The sequence below is a fragment of the Pseudoduganella sp. GW821-FHT05F09 genome, from assembly GCF_059419605.1.
The window spans coordinates 40,184-56,778 of record NZ_JBWKSD010000013.1 but is presented as its reverse complement, the minus strand read 5'-3'; the positions used below and the strand labels follow the sequence as shown (position 1 = coordinate 56,778).

Here is a 16,595-nt window from a genome sequence, read left to right as displayed (position 1 = left end):
ATGTGTATTGGTTGGTTGAGCGGTTTGGATATGGGCCACTTGGGCCTGTTGCACATTATCGGCGCTGGGGGCTCTCTTCCATCGCGGGAAAAGCGGGCGATTTACCGGCCTGCTTCCCGCAGCAACTTGCTATGCGGACAGGTATTCTGACAGAACTGATCATTGCGCCGCCTATTGTAGCGCGGCGCCACCGCATGATTGTTCCGCGGCAGCAACAAAATTGGAGTTCATATGAAAACAAGCGGCTTGGGCATAGACAGCAGCAGGATACAAGCCATGATGGAGCAGTTGAAGGCGCACGCGGCCAAGCCGCAGGCCAGCGTGCCGGCCATCCAGACCGAGCAGCCGGCGGCCAAGGTCCAGTTCTCGGACGCGCTGAAGGACGCGCTGGACGCGGTGTCGGCCAGCCAGACCAAGGCCGAAGCGCTGGGCAAGCGTTTCCAGATGGGGGACGACTCGGTCAGCCTGTCGGACGTGATGGTGTCGATGCAGAAATCGAGCATCAACTTCCAGGCCACCATCCAGGTGCGCAACAAGCTGGTGTCGGCCTACCACGACATCATGAATATGCAGGTGTAAAAAAAGGGCTCAGTTCACTGAGCCCTTTTTTTATCCCAGGCCCGCGATGCGGGCGTTGCGCTCGCGTTCCAGCTTGGTGATGTAGCGCTGCACCGAGTTCAGCGCGCCGCGCGCCATGTCGGTGAACTGGCAGCCCAGGCGGCGGTTGGATTTGTTGTTGAGCAGCGTCAGGTCCAGCGAGTTGCGGATTTGCAGGCTGGTCACCACCGGGCCGACTTCCGGCAGTTCGATGCGGCAGTCCGTGTACTGCTTGCCGATGCTGTCGCCCAGCAGCAGCTTGTTGTCCAGCATGGCGATGCCGCCGCAGCTGATGTCGGCCAGCGGGAAGCTGCTGCTGCCGCCGCCCAGCTCGGCCGGCAGCGGGATCACCACGCGCACCGGATTGCTGACCGGCGTGCTCATGCGGTAGTACTCGCGGCGCTGCAGGCGTATCAGCGCCTGCGGCAGGGCGATCTTCAGCGCCGGCGCGCCTTCAAAGGTGCATTTTTCCACCCGTTCGCTCTCGAACAGGATGCGGATCTTGTCCAGCGTGGTCTCGTAGGACAGCGACTTGGCGGCCAGGATGCGCTGGTTTTGTTCGGTGTTGATGGAGCAGTCGAGGATGACGCTGTTGTTGTCGGCGTCCACTTCCAGGATGGACGTGACGCAGACGTCCGCTTCGCCTTGCACCAGCATGCGGATCAGCTGGTTTTTCTCGCCGATGCTGCGCAGCAGCGCAATAATTTCCCTGCGCGACACTACCTCGAAGTCATGCCAGTTTTCCAGGTCCGCGTCTTGTCTGTTTGATTGCATTATTGTTCTTCTTGGTCTCTAAGTGGAGAGCTGGTATCCGGGGCCGGGGGCGGGGGCTGGCCGGATTTTTGCGCTGATTCAATATGATATAGCCACGCTAGTAGTTCCGCAATTGTGCGGTACAGCGCGGGGGGGATTTGTCGATCCAGATCAACATCCATTAGCAGAGACACAAGCTCTTTGGACTCGTGGATGTGCACGCCGTGCTCGTTGGCAACGTGGATGATCTGTTCGGCCACCAGGCCGCGTCCCTTGGCCACCACTTTCGGGGCCGGAGAGTCGTTCTTGTAGGTCAGGGCGACGGCGCTTTGCAGCGGGCGGCGCGGGGCATCATTCGCCATGGGCGTCTCCGGGCAGGGCGTCCACCGCCGGCACGGCCGCACCGTCCACGGCGGCGGCGCTGCCGCCTTCGGGCGCGATGCTCAGCGAAGCCAGCGGCGAGCCGGCCGCTTCCATGGCCAGCTGCAGCTGGCCGGACCAGGCGCGCAGGGTGGCCGCGCTGTCGTCGTCGCCGGTTTGCACCTGGATATGGACTTGCTCGCCCACCAGCGTGACGGCGGCCGAAATGCGGCCCAGCAGCGGCAGGCGGAAGCGCACGCCGCTGCGCCACACCGCGTCATTGTCCCGCCCTTCCTCCTGGCCTTGCTGGCTGTGCTGGCCGCCGTCGCGCTGGTCGCGCTGGATTTCCCATTGCATGGGCTGGCCCGGCCAGGCCTGGCCGTTCCACTGCACGCGCTGCTGCTCGTGGGCGTGCAGCTGCTGGTTGATCAGCTGCGCCGCGCTCAGGTCCGGGCTGGCCAGGGCGGCGCGGGCCAGGGTTTCGCTGGTCTGCGGGCCGCCTTGCGCGGCGGGTGCGTGGGGACGCTGGTTTTGCGGTTCGCGCATCAGTTCCTGCAGCGGGCGTTTGCCTTCGGCCCATTCGGCCACGTGCGATTCGTAGAACAGGCCGCTTTCGCCCAGCGCGCTTTTCAGGTTGTGGGCCAGCTGCTCGGCGTCCGGCACGCCGGCCGACACCAGCGGCGTCTTGCCGTTGATGGTGGCGGGCACGCCGGGGCCGTTGTAGGCCGTGGCCAGCGCGCTGGCGATGGTGCGGGCGGCCGCACTCAGTGTGGCGGCGGGCGCGTCGCGGCCCAGGTCGGGCAGCTGGTCGGCCGGCGTGAGCGGCGCGCGGCCGAGCAGGGTGGCGGCCAGGCTTTGCGGACGCACTTGTCCGGCTGGCGCGGCATTGCCGGACTGGGCTGCGGCGCCGGCGGCCGCCTGCGCAGCGGCTTGCGCCGCTGTCTGCGTGGCGCTTTGGGCGGTGGACTGGGGCTGGGCTGGCGGCGCGGTCTGGCTTTGAACCTGGCTCTGAACCTGGCCCTGAGTCTGGGCTTGAGCTTGCGCGTTCGCCTGGGCCGCCGTTTGCGGATTGGCTTGCGTGGCGGCTGCGCCGGCCTGTCCGGGCAGCCCGGCCTGGGCCTGGGCGGCGCCGGGATTGGCTGCCGCCGCTGCGGCCGGATTCGCTGCCGGGTTCGCAGCCGGATTCGCTGCGGCATTGGCAGGGTTGCCCGCCGCATTGGCGGCGCCGCCCGCTGTGCCGGCGGCGTTGCCGGGCAAGCCGGCCTGGCCTTCGCCGGGCAGTCCGCCCGCCGCTGCGCCGGGCTGGGCAGCCGTGCCCTGGCCGGGCGCTGCGGGCGTGCCGGGCTGGCGGCCGGATAGCGTGGTGGTGTCCTGCGAGGGCAGGCGGCCCGGCGTGGCGGCGGTATCGGGATTGGCGCCGGGCGGCAGGCCGGCTTCGGTGTAGAGCTGGGTGGTCTGGCCGCCCTGCGCGGGATTGCCCACCTGGAAAGTGGGCCGGGGCGTGACGGTGATCAGGGTGAGCGGTACTTCGGCGCCCACTTGCGCGCCGCCCGGCAGCAGCATGCGGGCCGAGTTGCCCGCCACCCGCACCAGGTAGCTGCCGTCGTCATACTTGGACAGCACTTCGCCCTTCAGCGGCTGGCCCACCAGCCCGCTCAGCGCGCGCTGCAAGCCAGCCTGGCGCGCGTCGCTGACGGGAATGGCGGCCGGCGCGGGCGACAGGGCGCCGACAGGCCTGACGCCGGCGGCGTCCAGACGTGGCGGCAACATGGGCTGTCCCTATCCCGGCGTCAGACGCTGCCGTAAGCGTTGACCAGGCGCCGCTCGGTGCCGGCGCTGTTGATCAGGGCGGACAGCTGCGCCATCCACGGCATGGCCAAGTCGCGGATCTGGCGGTCGGCGGTCAGCATCTGGCGGATCAGCTCGACCTTGCGCTCGCGTTCGGCGCCCTGCAGCGGAGCCGGATTTTCCTGTCCCTGCAGGGTGCGCACATGGCTGGCGCAGCGCTGTTCCAGCACCATCAATTCGTCCCATTCGCCCTGGGTGGCGTGCGCCAGCATGCGTTCGGTCAGCGCGGCCATGTCGGCGTACACGGATAAAACTTCTTGATTCGTCATCATAAATCAGGCGCTCGCGTATTTATTGGTTTGGGTGGGGGCGGTGGCGGGCGCTTTCACGGCCGGGGTGTCGCCGATCTGGTTCCAGGCGTCGCGCAGCTCGGTCAGCAGGCGCTGCACTTCCTCCAGGATGGCCGGATCGTTCTTCAGGTTGGCCGTCAGCAGGCGGCCGCTCATGTATTCGTACAGCGCGTCCAGGCCTTCGGCGATCTCGCCGCCCACTTTTTTGTCGAGCGCGGCGCGCAGGCCGCTGTCGATAATCATGATGGCCTTGGAAATGGCCTTGCCTTTTTCCCCGATATTGCCGGAGCGCATATTCAGCAGGGCGTTGGTGATGGACACCAGCGCGCCGTCAAACAGCATGACGATCAGTTTGTGGGGGCTGGCTGCGACCACGCCGGTCTCCATGCCCACTTTTGCATAGGCATTGACGCCAGTTTGCCTTGATCCGAACATACTTTATCTCCTGTTAATACGGTTACTTGCCGTGCGATTACTTGCTCAGGGCCGCGAACTGCTGGGCCAGGAACGAGGCGGTGGTGCTCAGGCTCGACAGGGTGGTGTCGAGCGCCGTGTATTGTTTGCGGTAGCGCGCTTCAATATCGACCAGCTTGGCGTTGAAGGCGTCCTTCTGCTTGCCGATGTCCTTGACCGAATTGTTCAAGCCGTTGGTGCGGCCGCTGAGGATGCCGGTGCCGCCCAGGTAGGTCTTGGCCAGGTTGTCCATCTGGTAGGCATAGCCCTGCGAGAAGCCGATGGTGCCGCGGCTGCCGATGGTGTCGCCCTTGATCTCCAGCTTCAGGCCGGCGGTGGCGGCGCCGGGCGCGCCGGTCAGGTTCTGGCCGTCGCCGGTGGCGGCATAGCCGCCTATGGTGCCGGCCACGTCCACGCCGTCGACCGAGGTGGCGGCGCCGAAGATGTCGGCCACGGCGGTGCCGGTTTCGCTGGTCAGCGTGATATTCGACTTGCCGCCGTACTTGGTGGACGACAGCGCCAGCGTGCCGTCGTCGTTGACCTTGACGGCCACGGTGGAGCCGGCGTCGGAGAAGCGGGTGGTGCCGTTGATCGAGGCCTGCAGCAAGGTGGCCAGCGCTTCCGGCGTGTAGCTGCCGGCCGTCAGCTTGACGGTGGCGGTGTTGTTGCCGTTGCTGGGCAGGGTGTCGTTCAGCTTGACGGTCCAGGTGGTGTCGGCGGCGATCACGGTGGTGGCCGGCAGGGCGGCCGCGCTGGTCAGCGCGCCCTGGGTGGCCAGGCGCGAAATTTCGATCTCGTAGTCGCCCGCCTTGGTCTGCGAGGTGGCGCTGACGAAGGCAACATTGCTATCGCTGGCGCGGCCCACGGCGGCGAACAGGCCGGCGATGTCGTTGAAGTTGCTGGTGATGGCTTTTTGCAGCTTGCCCGAGTCCAGCGCCAGCGAACCGTCCTTCTGGAAGGCGATCCCGACCTGGGACAGCGAGGTCAGCTTGCTGCCCTCCAGGCCGGTGATCGCGCCGGTGAGCTGCTTGCGCAACTGCGACTGCAGGGTCTGCACGGTGGAGTCGCCCAGCAGCACGCCGCCGGTCTTGGTTTCCGCGTTGTAGCCGTTCAGGCCCTTGATCTGGTTGTTCAGGTCGTTGTACGCCTTGACGAAGCCGTTGATCGACGTGGTCAGGGTGGAGGTGTCGCGCGCCACGGTCAGCGTGGCGCTGCCGACCTTGCCGGCGGTCAGCGAAATGCCCTCCAGCGCGCCGGTGATGCTGCTACTGCTGCTGGTGACGGCGATGCCGTTGACCACCGCCTTGGTGTCCTGGGCGGCGGTTTTCTGGCTCAGGTTCTGCGCCCCGGCCGGGTCGTAGCCGAGCAGCGCCACGATGGCCGGGTCGGCCGGATCCGCGCCGTCGCCGCTCAGGCTGATCTTCATGTTCGAATTGGCCCCGGTGGCGCTGGAATTGAGCACCAGGTGGAAGGGGGTGCCGGTGCTGCCGTCCGAGACGATGGAGGCGGTCACGCCGAAGTTGGCCTTGTTGATGGCGTCGCGGATGCCCTGCAGCGTGTTGTTGGTGCTGTCGATGACGATGTTGCCGCTGCTGCGCGTGCCGTCCTGCGTGAAGGCCGCGCCCTGGTAGGCGCCGCCGATGCCGGCGGCCAGGCCGGCGGCGGTGGGATTGCTGCCGCCCACATTGATCTGGGTGCCGTTGGCCGAGACCAGCGAAATCGAGCTGCTGGCGATGGTGTTGAAGCCGGTGTTGGCGGTGCCGCTGTTGCCGATGCCGCCGGTGACGGCGCCGCTGACGGTTTCCGTCACGGCCAGGTTGGAGCCGTCGGCATTGCTGAATTTCAAGTCGCCGGCGGCCGCGGTGCCGGTGTAGGTGATGTTGGCGTTGTGCAGCGCCTGCGTCACGCTGTTGCTGCCGCCCAGCAGCGCGTCGAGCGAGGCGGCGTCGATGGCGCCGCCGGCGCCGGCTTCCTGGCTGGCCAGCTCCACGCCGCCCACGCTGAGCGCATAGCTGCCGCCGCCGCTGGTGTCCACCGCGCCGAAGGTGGACGCGCCGCCGCTGCCGAACAGGGTGGCGCTGGTGACGGTGGGCGCGGCCGTGGCGGACACGCCGGTGGTGGTGCTCTTGGCGTTGATGGCGTCGGCCAGCAGCTTGGCGCTGCGGGTGCTGCCGTCGGTGAGGATGGCGGTGCCGTTGATGCTGAGCGCGCCCGGTGTGATGCCGCCGGTCAATACGCCGGCGCCCAGCACGCTGCCGCTCAGGCCGAAGCTGCCGCCGGCCAGCGTGCCGAGCTGGATGTTGATGGTGGTCTTGCCGCCCACGCCTATGGTGGTGGCGGCGGTCTTGTAGCCGCCCGAGGCCAGGGTCTGGGCCTGCGCGATCTGGCTGATGTCGACCTTGTAGTTGCCGGGCTGGGCTTTCGAGGTGGCGCTGCCGGTCAGGATGGCGGTGTCGCTGGAGGTGCTGCTCAGGGCCTGGAAGCTGGACAGCGAGGTCAGGCTGGTGAGCGAGCTCTGGAAGGTGCTGAGCGCGCCGGACAGGCTGCCGAAGCCGGTCACTTTGGCCAGGTAGCTCGCGCTTTTCTTGTCCATGGTGGCCAGCGGCGCGGACTCCACGGCCATCAGCTTGGTGATGATGGCGTTGACGTCCAGTCCATTGGAACCGATACCCGGTGAAGAAATGCCCACGATGTACTCCTAGCGAAAACGATAGATTAAGTCATTATCGGCATATTCAAATAGGACTTGAGAGGGGAAAACCCGGGCTTGTTCAATGAAAGCTTAAAAAAGCGGCAGGCGCGGGTGCGCTAAAGGGAATGCTTAAGGGCAGTATATGCCGCCATGCTGCCACGGCGGTAAAAAAAACGGCGCGCTTCAGAGGCTGAGCGCGCCGTGTTTGCCGTCAGGCGGTCTGCCGTATCAGCAGACCCTTGGTGGTGTCGAGCGATTTGGCGATCTCCAGCGCCTCGGGCGAGGGGATCTGGCGCAGCACCTCCTTGGTGGTCTGGTCGACCACTTTGACGATGGTGCGCTTGCTGTCGTTGTCCACTGAAAACTCCAGGCCTTGCGACTTGGCCTGGGACGACTTGTTCAGCTCCGACACGGCATTGTTGACCTGCTCCAGCGTCGGCGCCGGGGTATTGCCGCGTACTGCGGCGGCCGTTTCCAGCGTGGCGGCGGGCGTGCGGCCGGCGCTTTGCAGCGCCACCGGCTCGGCGCCGGCCGCGCTGCGCTCCGCCGGGCGGGGCGCGCTGGCGGCGCTGATGGAATCGATAGTCATGATGCTTCCTTTGTGAAAAATCCCCGGCGGACCAAGTCAGCCGGGGAACCGATTGTCAACCGTGGCTGACCATCACACTACATGGCTAATTAGCCACGCAGCAGCGACAGCACGCCGTTCGGCAGCGAGTTCGCTTGCGCCAGAATCGCGGTACCGGCTTGCTGCAGGATCTGGCCGCGGGTCAGGCTGGCCGTTTCCGATGCGAAGTCGGTGTCCTGGATGCGGCTACGGGAAGCCGACAGGTTTTCCGTGGTCGTTTGCAGGTTCGAGATGGTCGAAGCGAAACGGTTCTGGATCGCACCCAGTGCTGCGCGGTTGCTGTTGATCTGGTTCAGCGCGGCATCGATGGTCAGCAGGGCCTTGTTGGAACCGTCCACGGTGCTCACGTCCAGCGAGGACACTGCGTCCAGGTTGGAGCCGACACCGGCGGCGTTGCCGGCGATCACAGAGCTGCCGGTGATCGAGAAGCCGCTGTCGGACGAGAATTCAACACGGCCGCCGATGGTGATGTCGGCCGAGGTCAGCGCCACGGTGGTGGTCGATGCTGCACCGCCCACGTCCGCGCCGCGCACCAGGGCGTTGGCCAGGCCGCCGTTGTTGGCGCCAGGGGTGATGTGGATGTCGTCACCGGTGGCGTTGTCCAGCTGCAGCTCTTTCAGGCCGGTAGCCTGGTCGATCTTGACCGAAGCGGTCACGTTGGTGGTGCCGCTCTGCGCATTGATGGCCTGGGCCACTGCCGCCAGGTCGCCGTTCTTGACCGAAGCGGTGATGGTGACGGCGGTGCTGTTCGAGCTCTTCAGGTCGAACTGGATCGGGCCGTCGGCCACCACGCCGGTGGCGTCGGTACCGATGTATTGCAGGGTGGCGCTGGTCTTGGCCTGGGCCGACACGCCGCTGGTGCTGCTCAGGGCGTTGACTTTGTCAGCCACGGCGCGGGCGCTGTCGCTGGTCTTGGCGATCACGGTCGAGGTGACGCCGTTGCCGGAGTTGATGGTCAGCGTTTCGTCGGCGGTCAGCAGGTTGGTCGCGGTGGCGGTCGCTTGCGACAGCGAGGTGGCGGTATCGACCGGACGGATGGTGTTGTTGCCCAGGTCCGAAGCCTTGGCGCTCTGCACGCCGATGTTGATGGTCTGGTTGGAGTTGGCGCCAACCTGGAACTGGGTGTTGGTCAGCGAACCGTCCAGCACGTTCTGGCCGTTGAACTGGGTGCTGTTGGCAACGCGGTCCAGCTCGGACGACAGGGCCGACACCTCGTTCTGGATCGATTTGCGGTCGGACGCGGAGTTCGAACCGTTGGCCGACTGCACGGCCAGTTCGCGGATACGCTGCAGCAGGTCGCCGGCGGTGCTCAAACCACCTTCAGCCGTTTGCGCCAGCGAGATACCGTCGTTGGCGTTGCGGGCTGCCTGGTTATTGCCGCGAACTTGCGAAGTGAAACGTTCCGAAATTGCCAGACCCGCAGCGTCGTCTTTGGCGCTGTTGATGCGCAGGCCGGACGACAGGCGTTGCAGGGAGGTGCCCAGCGCGCCTTGCGAGGAATTCAGGTTACGCTGCGCGTTCAGCGAGGCAATATTGGTATTGATGGTTTGTGCCATGATGTTTCTCCGAAACTTGTACTACGAATTGGGCGACATGCTCATTTCACTTTGGCCCGCCCCGCTGTTCCGGGGCGATCAAGCCGCTGTTGTAATGGGTAACGGTTGCCCCATGGGAAAATTAAGGGAGAAACAGGCGCGAAATTTTTTCGATTCACCCTACAATTTGCATCCTCATGCACGCTTAAGCGGCGTGTTTCGGCTGAACTTTAGGGTGAAAATAATTTTATTTTGCGCAAAAAAAACGGCCCGCTGTGGAGCGGGCCGGATTGCCGGGAGGTGGAAGTTGTTTGTTTGGTAAGCTAGTCGGCAATGACGACGCGGTTCTTGCCGGTCTGCTTGGCCTGGTACATGGCCTTGTCGGCCCGTTTCACCAGCTCGGTCTGGTCTTCGTGCGGGCGGCGCAGGGCCACGCCGGCCGAGAAGGTGATCAGCACTTTCTCGTTGTCGTGCATAAAGAAGTGGCGGGTCAGCTCGCGCTGCAAACGCGTCATGGTCTGCGAGGCGGCCTCGATGGTGGTCTCGGGCAGCAGGATCAGGAATTCCTCGCCGCCGAAGCGGGCGATCACGTCCATCGAGCGCAGCGTGTCCTTGACGATCTTGACCAGGTGCTTCAGCGCCGCGTCGCCGGCGATGTGGCCGTAGGTGTCGTTGAGCTTCTTGAAGTCGTCCAGGTCCAGCACGGCGATGCACAGCGGCGTGCCGCGCCGGTCGGCGCGGGCGGTTTCGCGCTCGAACACGTCGTCCAGGCCGCGGCGGTTCAGGCTGCCGGTCAGCTGGTCTTCGCGCACCAGTTCGCTCATATGCTGCAGCTTGGCCTCCAGCTGGTGGATGCGGGCCTCGGCGTCCTGCACTTCCTGGCGCGCCATCATCATATTGTCGCGCGCCTTGAGCGCCTCGCCCTGCACGATGCGGGTTTCCTTCAGCACCTCGTCCAGGATCTGGTTCAGCTCGGTGATGTTCTCGGCCTTGCTGATCTTGCTGGAATAGCCGCCTATCTTCTCGTGGAAATCGCCGGTCGAGGCGGCCACCTGGCCCAGGCGGTCGATAAAGGTCATCATCATGTTCTTGACGGTGAGCTTGACGTCCGACAGGCTGTGTTTGAGCTGGCTTTGCTTGTAGATCACGTCCTTCAGGCTGCGGGTGGCGTCCTCCAGCGCGCGCTGGTCCAGCGGGCCGGCGATCAGGTTCTGCACCGCGTCGATCTGGCCGCGCAGCCAGGAGTCGTCGTCCAGCAGGCCGTTGACGTTGTCGAGCAGCAGGCGGAACAGGCGCAGCAGCAGTTCCTGCTGCTCGGCCGTGTCGCCGCTTTTCAGCTCGATCTGGTAGCACAGCTGCTTCAGGCGCAGCGCGATCTCGGACAGCGCCGCCTCGGTGTGGGCTTCCTTGGTGGCCGCGCCCAGCGCCTCGGCCTCGGCCACCAGGGCCGGAGTGCCGCTCAGCAGCGAAGCCACCGCGAAGCTCAGGGTGCGGCTCAGCATTTCGCGCAGGGCCTTGGTGTGCTCGCCGTCAGGAATGTCGGCCACGTCGATGCCGCGCTTGACGGCGGCGGGGCGTTCGGCCAGCTGGGTCAGCGTGCGGGCGTAGCCTTCCCAGTCGCGCGACTTGGCCGCGCGGCTCAGGCGGCGGCCGAACTCGGCCAGGTCGCCGGGCTGCTCGCCCAGGCGGCTGGCGAACTGGTACAGCATCAGTTCCGGACCGGGATCGGCCGGCGCGGCGGTGCCGGCCAGCACCGGCGGCGTGGGAATGCCAGCGATTTCATTGTAGATGTCGCGGTAGGCCTCCGGCGTCGGCGCAATGCGGCGCGTGGCCAGCCGGCGGAAGGCTTCGCGCGCAATGTCGGCCGGATTTTGCTCCATCGCGGCGGGAGGGGGAGATTTGCTGGACATGTGACGCACGGCCTCTTATCTAGGTTTACTGACTGGCTCCATGATAGTTCACGCCTGGGCGCGCTTATGCGGGGATAAGCGGGCGGAACAGCACTTACTTTTCGGCATGAAACAATATCGAACCAGCAATAGCACCCTGTCGTCCGCCTACTCGATCAGCTGGTTCTTGATCGCGTAGTGGGTCAGCTCCGCGCTGTTTTTCAGCTTCATCTTGGCCAGCAGGCGGGCGCGGTACTCGCTGACGGTCTTGACCGACAGCGACAGCTCCTTGGCGATGGCGCCCACCGTTTTGCCGGAGGCGATCATGGTCAGGGTCTGGTACTCGCGGTCGGACAGCGTTTCGTGCGGCGGCGCCTCGTGGTCCTCGCCCACGTGGTTGGCCAGTTCCTGGGCCAGTGCCGGGCTAATGTATTTTAACCCGCCGGCGACCTGGCGGATCGCCGTGACCAGCTCTTTCGGCGCGCTCTGCTTGGTCAGGTAGCCGGCCGCGCCGGCCTTGAGCGAGCGGATCGCGTACTGGTCCTCGCGGTGCATGGACAGCATCAGCACCGCCAGCTCCGGCTTGTCCTTCTTGACCTGCTTGAGCACTTCGATGCCGCTGCGGTCGGGCATGGAGATATCGAGCAGCATGACGTGGCAGCCGGACTTGCGGAACAGCTTGAGGGCGTCCAGGCCGTTTTCCGCTTCGCCGGCCACCACGATGTCGCGGGTGTCGGCCAGGATTTGCTTCAGGCCTTCGCGCACGATGGCGTGGTCGTCGGCGATAAATACTTTGATGAGAGCTTTGTCAGACATGGGGGCGGTGGCGCTGCCGAATTATTTCATCGCGGCAATTATGTGGTGTTGCTTATTGTAGCGCCGCCAAGCGCCGCGGGCGAGGGCGGCACGGCGGTTTCGCGCTTAATCTTGATGGCGACCACGGTTCCGCCGCCCGGCGCGTGGCTTAGCGTCAACGTTCCGTTCAGCGCGCGGGCCCGTTCGGCCATGCCGCGCAGGCCGAAGGACTGCGGCTTGGCGCGGTCGGCCGGGGCGATGCCGCGTCCATTGTCGCTGATCTTCAGGTTGATATAGTGGCGCGTGCGGCCCAGCTGCAGCGCCACCTTGCTGGCGCGCGCGTGCTTGGCGATATTGTTGAGCGCCTCCTGCACGATGCGGAACAGCGCGCTGGCGCGGTCCGGATCGAGCGCGATCTCGCGTAGCGCGCTGTCGAAGCTGACCTCGATGCCGGCCTGGGTGCCGAACTCCCGCGCCTGCCATTCCAGCGCCGCCACCAGGCCGAAGTCCAGGATGGAGGGGCGCAGGTCGAGCGAAATGCGGTGCACCGCGTCGATGGTGCGGTCCACCAGCGCGTCCACGTAGGCGGCCTTCTCGTGCAGCGCGGCGTCCTCCTGCGGCAGGCGGCGGCTCAGCATGGCCAGCGCCATCTTGATGGCGGTCAGGTTGCCGCCCAGGTCGTCATGGATTTCGCGCGCGATGCGGGTGCGCTCCTGTTCCTTCACCGTCTCGATGTGGGCGGTCAGCTCGGCCAGGCGGGCGCGGCTCTGGCGCACTTCCAGCTGCTCCAGCTTGCTCTCGGTGATATTGGTCATGATGCCTTCCCAGCGCACCGTCCCGCCTTCCGCCAGCACATGGGGCGTGCAGCGCAGATTGATCCACTTCACGTCCTTCCAGGCGTCGACCCAGATGCGGCCCTCCCAGTTCCAGCTCCACAGCGAAGTGGCCGAGGCCTGCATGGCGTCCAGGTAGGACTTGCGGTCCTCCTCGAGTATCAGCTCGAAGAAGCGCTGCGGCTGGGCGTGCAGCTCGGCGGCCGGCAGGCCCAGCAGGGCCTGGCAGCCGTCGCTCAGGTAGGGGAAGGCCACGCTGCCGTCGGCGCGGCGCTCGAACTGGTACACCAGGCCGGGCGTGTTGCGCACGATGGCGTCGAAGCGGGCCTGGGCCTGCTGCAGCGCCTGCACGATGGCGGGCTGCTCTGCGGCCGGGGCCGGCGCGGCGGACCGCGGCTTGCTCATGGCGCGCGGCGGCGCGCGCGCCACTGGGTAATGTAGCGGCGCAGCAGGCGCCACAGGCGGTTGCCGTTGCGCGCGTGCTTGACCGGATGCAGGCGCGCCCACAGCGCCTGGCGCCAGGCGCGCACGGCGGCGGCCAGCGCCGACACTTCGCGCCAGGCGCGGGTGGCGCGCAGGCGCCCGGTCCAGTCGTCCTTGAGCGCCATGAAGCGGGCATGGCACCAGGCAAACCAGCGCAGGCACAGCAGCGAGGGCAGGGTCAGCGCGTAGATGCGCGCCACGGCGGCCGCGCCGGCCACCTTGGCCAGCAGGATGGTGCACACGCCGGTGAAGGCGTGGCCCTTGGCGATGGCCAGCAGGGCCAAGATCTTGACCGGAAACAGCAGCAGTCCCGGCAGCACAAACAGGCACAGCGCGGCCACCGGACCGAGGCCGGCGATCCAGCGCGCCAGGCGCGGCAGCGGCACCACGCGGGTGATGGCCGCCATCAGGCGCGCGCCCAGGTCCCACAGCCATTCCTCTATCAGCAGGACAACGGCGGCCAGGTAGACCAGGGGCGCCAGCAAACGGCGCCTGAGTGTGTACAATCGCTTCATAGAGGCATGATACGTGAAAAGGTATGAGTAAAGCATTCACCAAAGAAACCGACAACGACGATGACGACGAAGCCGCCGCGCTGGCGCTGGCCATTCCTCCGGGGTCGAAAAACTACATCACCCCGGCGGGCTACCAGCGCATCAAGGACGAGCTGCTGCAGCTGATCGACGTCGACCGGCCGGAAGTGGTGCGCGTGGTGCACTGGGCCGCCTCCAACGGCGACCGCTCCGAGAACGGCGACTATATCTACGGCAAGAAGCGCCTGCGCGAAATCGACCGCCGCATCCGTTTCCTTACCAAGCGCATGGATCTGGCGGAGGTGGTTAATCCCAGCGTGCACCATGGCAGCGACCAGGTGTTCTTCGGCGCCACCGTCACCTACAGCAATGCGCAGGGCGACGAACGCACGGTCACCATCGTGGGGATAGATGAGCTCGATCCGCTGAAAGGCAAGATCAGCTGGATTTCGCCGGTGGCGCGCACGCTGACCAAGGCGCGCGAAGGCGACACCGTGACCCTGCACACGCCGACCGGCGTGGAGGAGATTGATATTCTGTCGGTGAGCTACCCGGCGCCGGCCCCGGAGTGAGGCGGCGCCGGCCGCTTAGCTGCGTTCGCGCAGGATGCGGTTGACGCCGGCCACGCGGCGCACGTTGCGCAGCAGGCCGGCCAGGTGCACGCGGTCCTTCACCTGGATGGTGAAGCGCAGCTGGTGCAGCACGTGTTCCTTGTCCTCGTCCATGCCGACGAAGGTGATGTTGCCGTCCGATTCGCCGATCTCGGCCGCCACGCGCGCCAGGATGCCTTTTTCATTGTTGATGAGCAGCTTGATGCGGCTGTCGAAGCGGCGGTTGATGTCCGCGCCCCATTTGACGGCGATCCAGCGGTCCGGCTCCTTCTGGCGCTGGCGCTTGGCCACCGAGCAGTCCGAGGTATGCACCAGCAGGCCCTGGTCGCGCCGCAGCTGGCCGATGATGGCGTCGCCCGGGATCGGCAGGCAGCATTGCGCCAGCTGCACCGACACGCCTTCGCTGCCGCAGATGGTGACCGGGTCCAGTTCGGCGGCGCTGTTGTGGTCCACCGGCGCGGCGGCCGATTCCCCGCCCAGCAGGCCGAAGATGTGGCGCGCCACCAGCGCCGCCATGCGCTTGCCGATGCCGATGTCGGCGTACAGCTCGTCCAGGGACTTGGCGCTCGATTCGTTCAGCAGGCGCTCGGCCAGCGCTTCCGGCAGTTCCGGGTCGATGCTGACGGCGGCCAGCGCCTGCGCCAGCAGCTGGCGGCCCAGCGCGATCGATTCCGGCAGGTTGATGGTGCGCAGGTGGTGGCGGATGGCCGAGCGCGCTTTGCCGGTGCGCACGAACGACAGCCAGCTCGGACTCGGCCGCGAGCTCGCGTCCGTGACGATCTCCACGATGTCGCCGTTGCGCAGCTCGCTGCGCAGGGTGGACGGCTCGCCGTTGATGGTCACCGACACCGTATGGTCGCCGATGCCGGTGTGGATGGCGTAGGCGAAGTCGATCGGCGTGGCGCCGCGCGGCAGCGCAATGATCTTCGATTTCGGCGTGAACACGTACACCGAGTCCGGGAACAGGTCGACCTTCACGTGTTCCAGGAATTCGGCCGAGTCGCCGGTCTGCTGCTGGATGTCGAGCAGCGACTGCAGCCAGGCGTGGGTGCGCTGCTGCATGTCGGACAGGTTGATGTCGCCGGTCTTGTACAGCCAGTGCGCGGCCACGCCGGACTCGGCGGTGCGGTGCATCTCCTGGGTGCGGATCTGGAATTCCACCGGCGTGCCGTAAGGGCCGATCAGCGTGGTGTGCAGCGACTGGTAGCCGTTCAGCTTGCGGATCGCAATGTAGTCCTTGAACTTGCCCGGCATGGGCTTGTACAGCGAGTGCAGCGTGCCCAGCGCCACGTAGCAGTTCGGGAAGCTGTCGACCACCACGCGGAAGCCGTACACGTCCAGCACCTGCGAGAACGACAGGTGCTTGCTGCGCATTTTCTTGTAGATGCCGTACAGCGTCTTTTCGCGGCCGTACACTTCGGCCTCGATTTCCGCCATCGCCAGCGTGTTCTTGACCGACTCCAGGATCTTCTTCACCACTTCGCGGCGGTTGCCGCGCGCCGCCTTCACGGCCTTGGCCAGCACGTGGTAGCGCAGCGGGTACAGGTGCGAGAAGGAGATTTCCTGCAGTTCGCGGTAGATGTTGTTCAGGCCCAGGCGGTGCGCGATGGGCACGTACACTTCCATGGTCTCGCTGGCGATGCGGCGCTTCTTGGCCGGCGTCATCACGTCCAGCGTGCGCATATTGTGCAGGCGGTCGGCCAGCTTGATCAGGATCACGCGCACGTCCGAAGCCATGGCCAGCAGCATCTTGCGGAAGTTCTCCGCCTGCGCTTCGATCTGGCTCTGGAACTCGATCTTCTCCAGCTTGGACAGGCCGTCCACCAGGTTGGCCACCGGCGCGCCGAAGCGCTCGATCAGCTCGTCCTTCTTGACGTCCTGGTCCTCCATCACGTCGTGCAGCAGCGCGGCCATGATGGCTTGCGCGTCCAGCTTCCAGTCGGCGCAGATTTCAGCGACCGCGATGGGGTGGGAAATGTAGGGTTCGCCCGATTTGCGCACCTGGCCCAGATGCATCTCGTCCGAGAAACGGTAGGCTTCCTTGACCTTTTTCAGGTCGGACGCCGTCATGTATTCGGACAGCTTTTCGGTCAGGTGGGTGACGGACGCAACGCCTGCCGTCAAAGTGGGGGTGGCGAGTGGCGAAGAGGTCACAGGTGGTGGTGCGGAGGGTGCGGAAACGGGAACGCCCGGCTCAGTTTTGGCCGGGCGCCTGGCCCGGCTGGCGGGCTTGCCTGTAACATCGGTGTCAGTCAGGTCCATACATGTCCAGTGTCGGTGTGCTTGGGCTAAAAC

Annotated in this window: 15 protein-coding genes; 2 read left to right on the top strand and 13 right to left on the bottom strand. The window is 65.9% G+C overall.

All coding sequences use genetic code 11. The features are described 5' to 3' along the window. The first annotated feature begins 231 nt into the window (after window positions 1-231). Window positions 232-579 carry a flagellar hook-basal body complex protein FliE gene (gene fliE / locus AC07S4_RS29140; RefSeq protein WP_494989920.1) on the top strand — a complete coding sequence of 116 codons (348 nt, stop codon included), beginning with the start codon at window positions 232-234 and terminating at the stop codon, window positions 577-579. Window positions 580-609: 30 nt separating this feature from the next. Here the strand turns inward: fliE and AC07S4_RS29135 are convergent, their stop codons facing one another. From AC07S4_RS29135 to AC07S4_RS29080, 12 genes are all read right to left on the bottom strand, one after another. Beyond that, window positions 610-1,371 (bottom strand): flagellar brake protein, encoded by a 762-nt coding sequence (locus AC07S4_RS29135; RefSeq protein WP_494989919.1) that lies wholly within the window; start codon window positions 1,369-1,371, stop codon window positions 610-612. Further along, the gene (locus tag AC07S4_RS29130) at window positions 1,371-1,712 is read right to left on the bottom strand and encodes an EscU/YscU/HrcU family type III secretion system export apparatus switch protein (protein ID WP_161073655.1); all 342 of its coding nucleotides are present in this window, start codon (window positions 1,710-1,712) and stop codon (window positions 1,371-1,373) included. Before AC07S4_RS29130 ends, AC07S4_RS29135 begins: the two co-directional genes overlap by 1 nt. After that, a complete protein-coding gene (gene fliK / locus AC07S4_RS29125; RefSeq protein ID WP_494989918.1) occupies window positions 1,702-3,480 on the bottom strand; it encodes a flagellar hook-length control protein FliK in 1,779 nt (592 codons plus the stop codon). The genes AC07S4_RS29130 and fliK overlap by 11 nt, the downstream gene beginning before the upstream one ends. Before the next feature lie 20 nt (window positions 3,481-3,500). After that, the gene (locus tag AC07S4_RS29120) at window positions 3,501-3,830 is read right to left on the bottom strand and encodes a flagellar protein FliT (protein WP_494989917.1); all 330 of its coding nucleotides are present in this window, start codon (window positions 3,828-3,830) and stop codon (window positions 3,501-3,503) included. Window positions 3,831-3,833: 3 nt separating this feature from the next. Further along, the gene (gene fliS, locus AC07S4_RS29115; protein WP_161073652.1) at window positions 3,834-4,283 is read right to left on the bottom strand and encodes a flagellar export chaperone FliS; all 450 of its coding nucleotides are present in this window, start codon (window positions 4,281-4,283) and stop codon (window positions 3,834-3,836) included. Window positions 4,284-4,320: 37 nt separating this feature from the next. Continuing rightward, window positions 4,321-6,990, bottom strand: coding sequence for a flagellar filament capping protein FliD (gene fliD / locus AC07S4_RS29110; protein WP_494989916.1), 2,670 nt, complete (start codon window positions 6,988-6,990; stop codon window positions 4,321-4,323). A 214-nt stretch (window positions 6,991-7,204) separates the two neighbouring features. Next, window positions 7,205-7,582, bottom strand: coding sequence for a flagellar protein FlaG (locus tag AC07S4_RS29105; protein ID WP_494989915.1), 378 nt, complete (start codon window positions 7,580-7,582; stop codon window positions 7,205-7,207). A gap of 89 nt (window positions 7,583-7,671) precedes the next feature. Then, window positions 7,672-9,177, bottom strand: a complete 1,506-nt coding sequence (locus tag AC07S4_RS29100) for a flagellin N-terminal helical domain-containing protein (RefSeq protein WP_494989914.1) — start codon at window positions 9,175-9,177, stop codon at window positions 7,672-7,674. A 302-nt stretch (window positions 9,178-9,479) separates the two neighbouring features. Continuing rightward, window positions 9,480-11,066: a GGDEF domain-containing protein gene (locus AC07S4_RS29095; protein ID WP_494989913.1), complete on the bottom strand. Its 1,587-nt coding sequence runs from the start codon at window positions 11,064-11,066 to the stop codon at window positions 9,480-9,482. A 147-nt stretch (window positions 11,067-11,213) separates the two neighbouring features. Continuing rightward, entirely contained in the window at window positions 11,214-11,861 is a 648-nt protein-coding gene (locus tag AC07S4_RS29090) for a response regulator (protein WP_494989912.1), read from the bottom strand. A gap of 38 nt (window positions 11,862-11,899) precedes the next feature. Beyond that, the gene (locus AC07S4_RS29085) at window positions 11,900-13,078 is read right to left on the bottom strand and encodes a PAS domain-containing sensor histidine kinase (protein ID WP_494989911.1); all 1,179 of its coding nucleotides are present in this window, start codon (window positions 13,076-13,078) and stop codon (window positions 11,900-11,902) included. After that, entirely contained in the window at window positions 13,075-13,641 is a 567-nt protein-coding gene (locus AC07S4_RS29080; RefSeq protein ID WP_494989910.1) for a hypothetical protein, read from the bottom strand. The genes AC07S4_RS29085 and AC07S4_RS29080 overlap by 4 nt, the downstream gene beginning before the upstream one ends. A gap of 53 nt (window positions 13,642-13,694) precedes the next feature. On the opposite strand from AC07S4_RS29080, the gene greB reads away from it, so the two are divergent. Next, window positions 13,695-14,261 carry a transcription elongation factor GreB gene (gene greB / locus AC07S4_RS29075; protein ID WP_494989909.1) on the top strand — a complete coding sequence of 189 codons (567 nt, stop codon included), beginning with the start codon at window positions 13,695-13,697 and terminating at the stop codon, window positions 14,259-14,261. A gap of 15 nt (window positions 14,262-14,276) precedes the next feature. On the opposite strand, the gene AC07S4_RS29070 is transcribed toward greB, so the two are convergent. After that, the gene (locus tag AC07S4_RS29070) at window positions 14,277-16,562 is read right to left on the bottom strand and encodes a RelA/SpoT family protein (protein WP_494989908.1); all 2,286 of its coding nucleotides are present in this window, start codon (window positions 16,560-16,562) and stop codon (window positions 14,277-14,279) included. Between the last annotated feature and the right edge of the window lie 33 nt (window positions 16,563-16,595).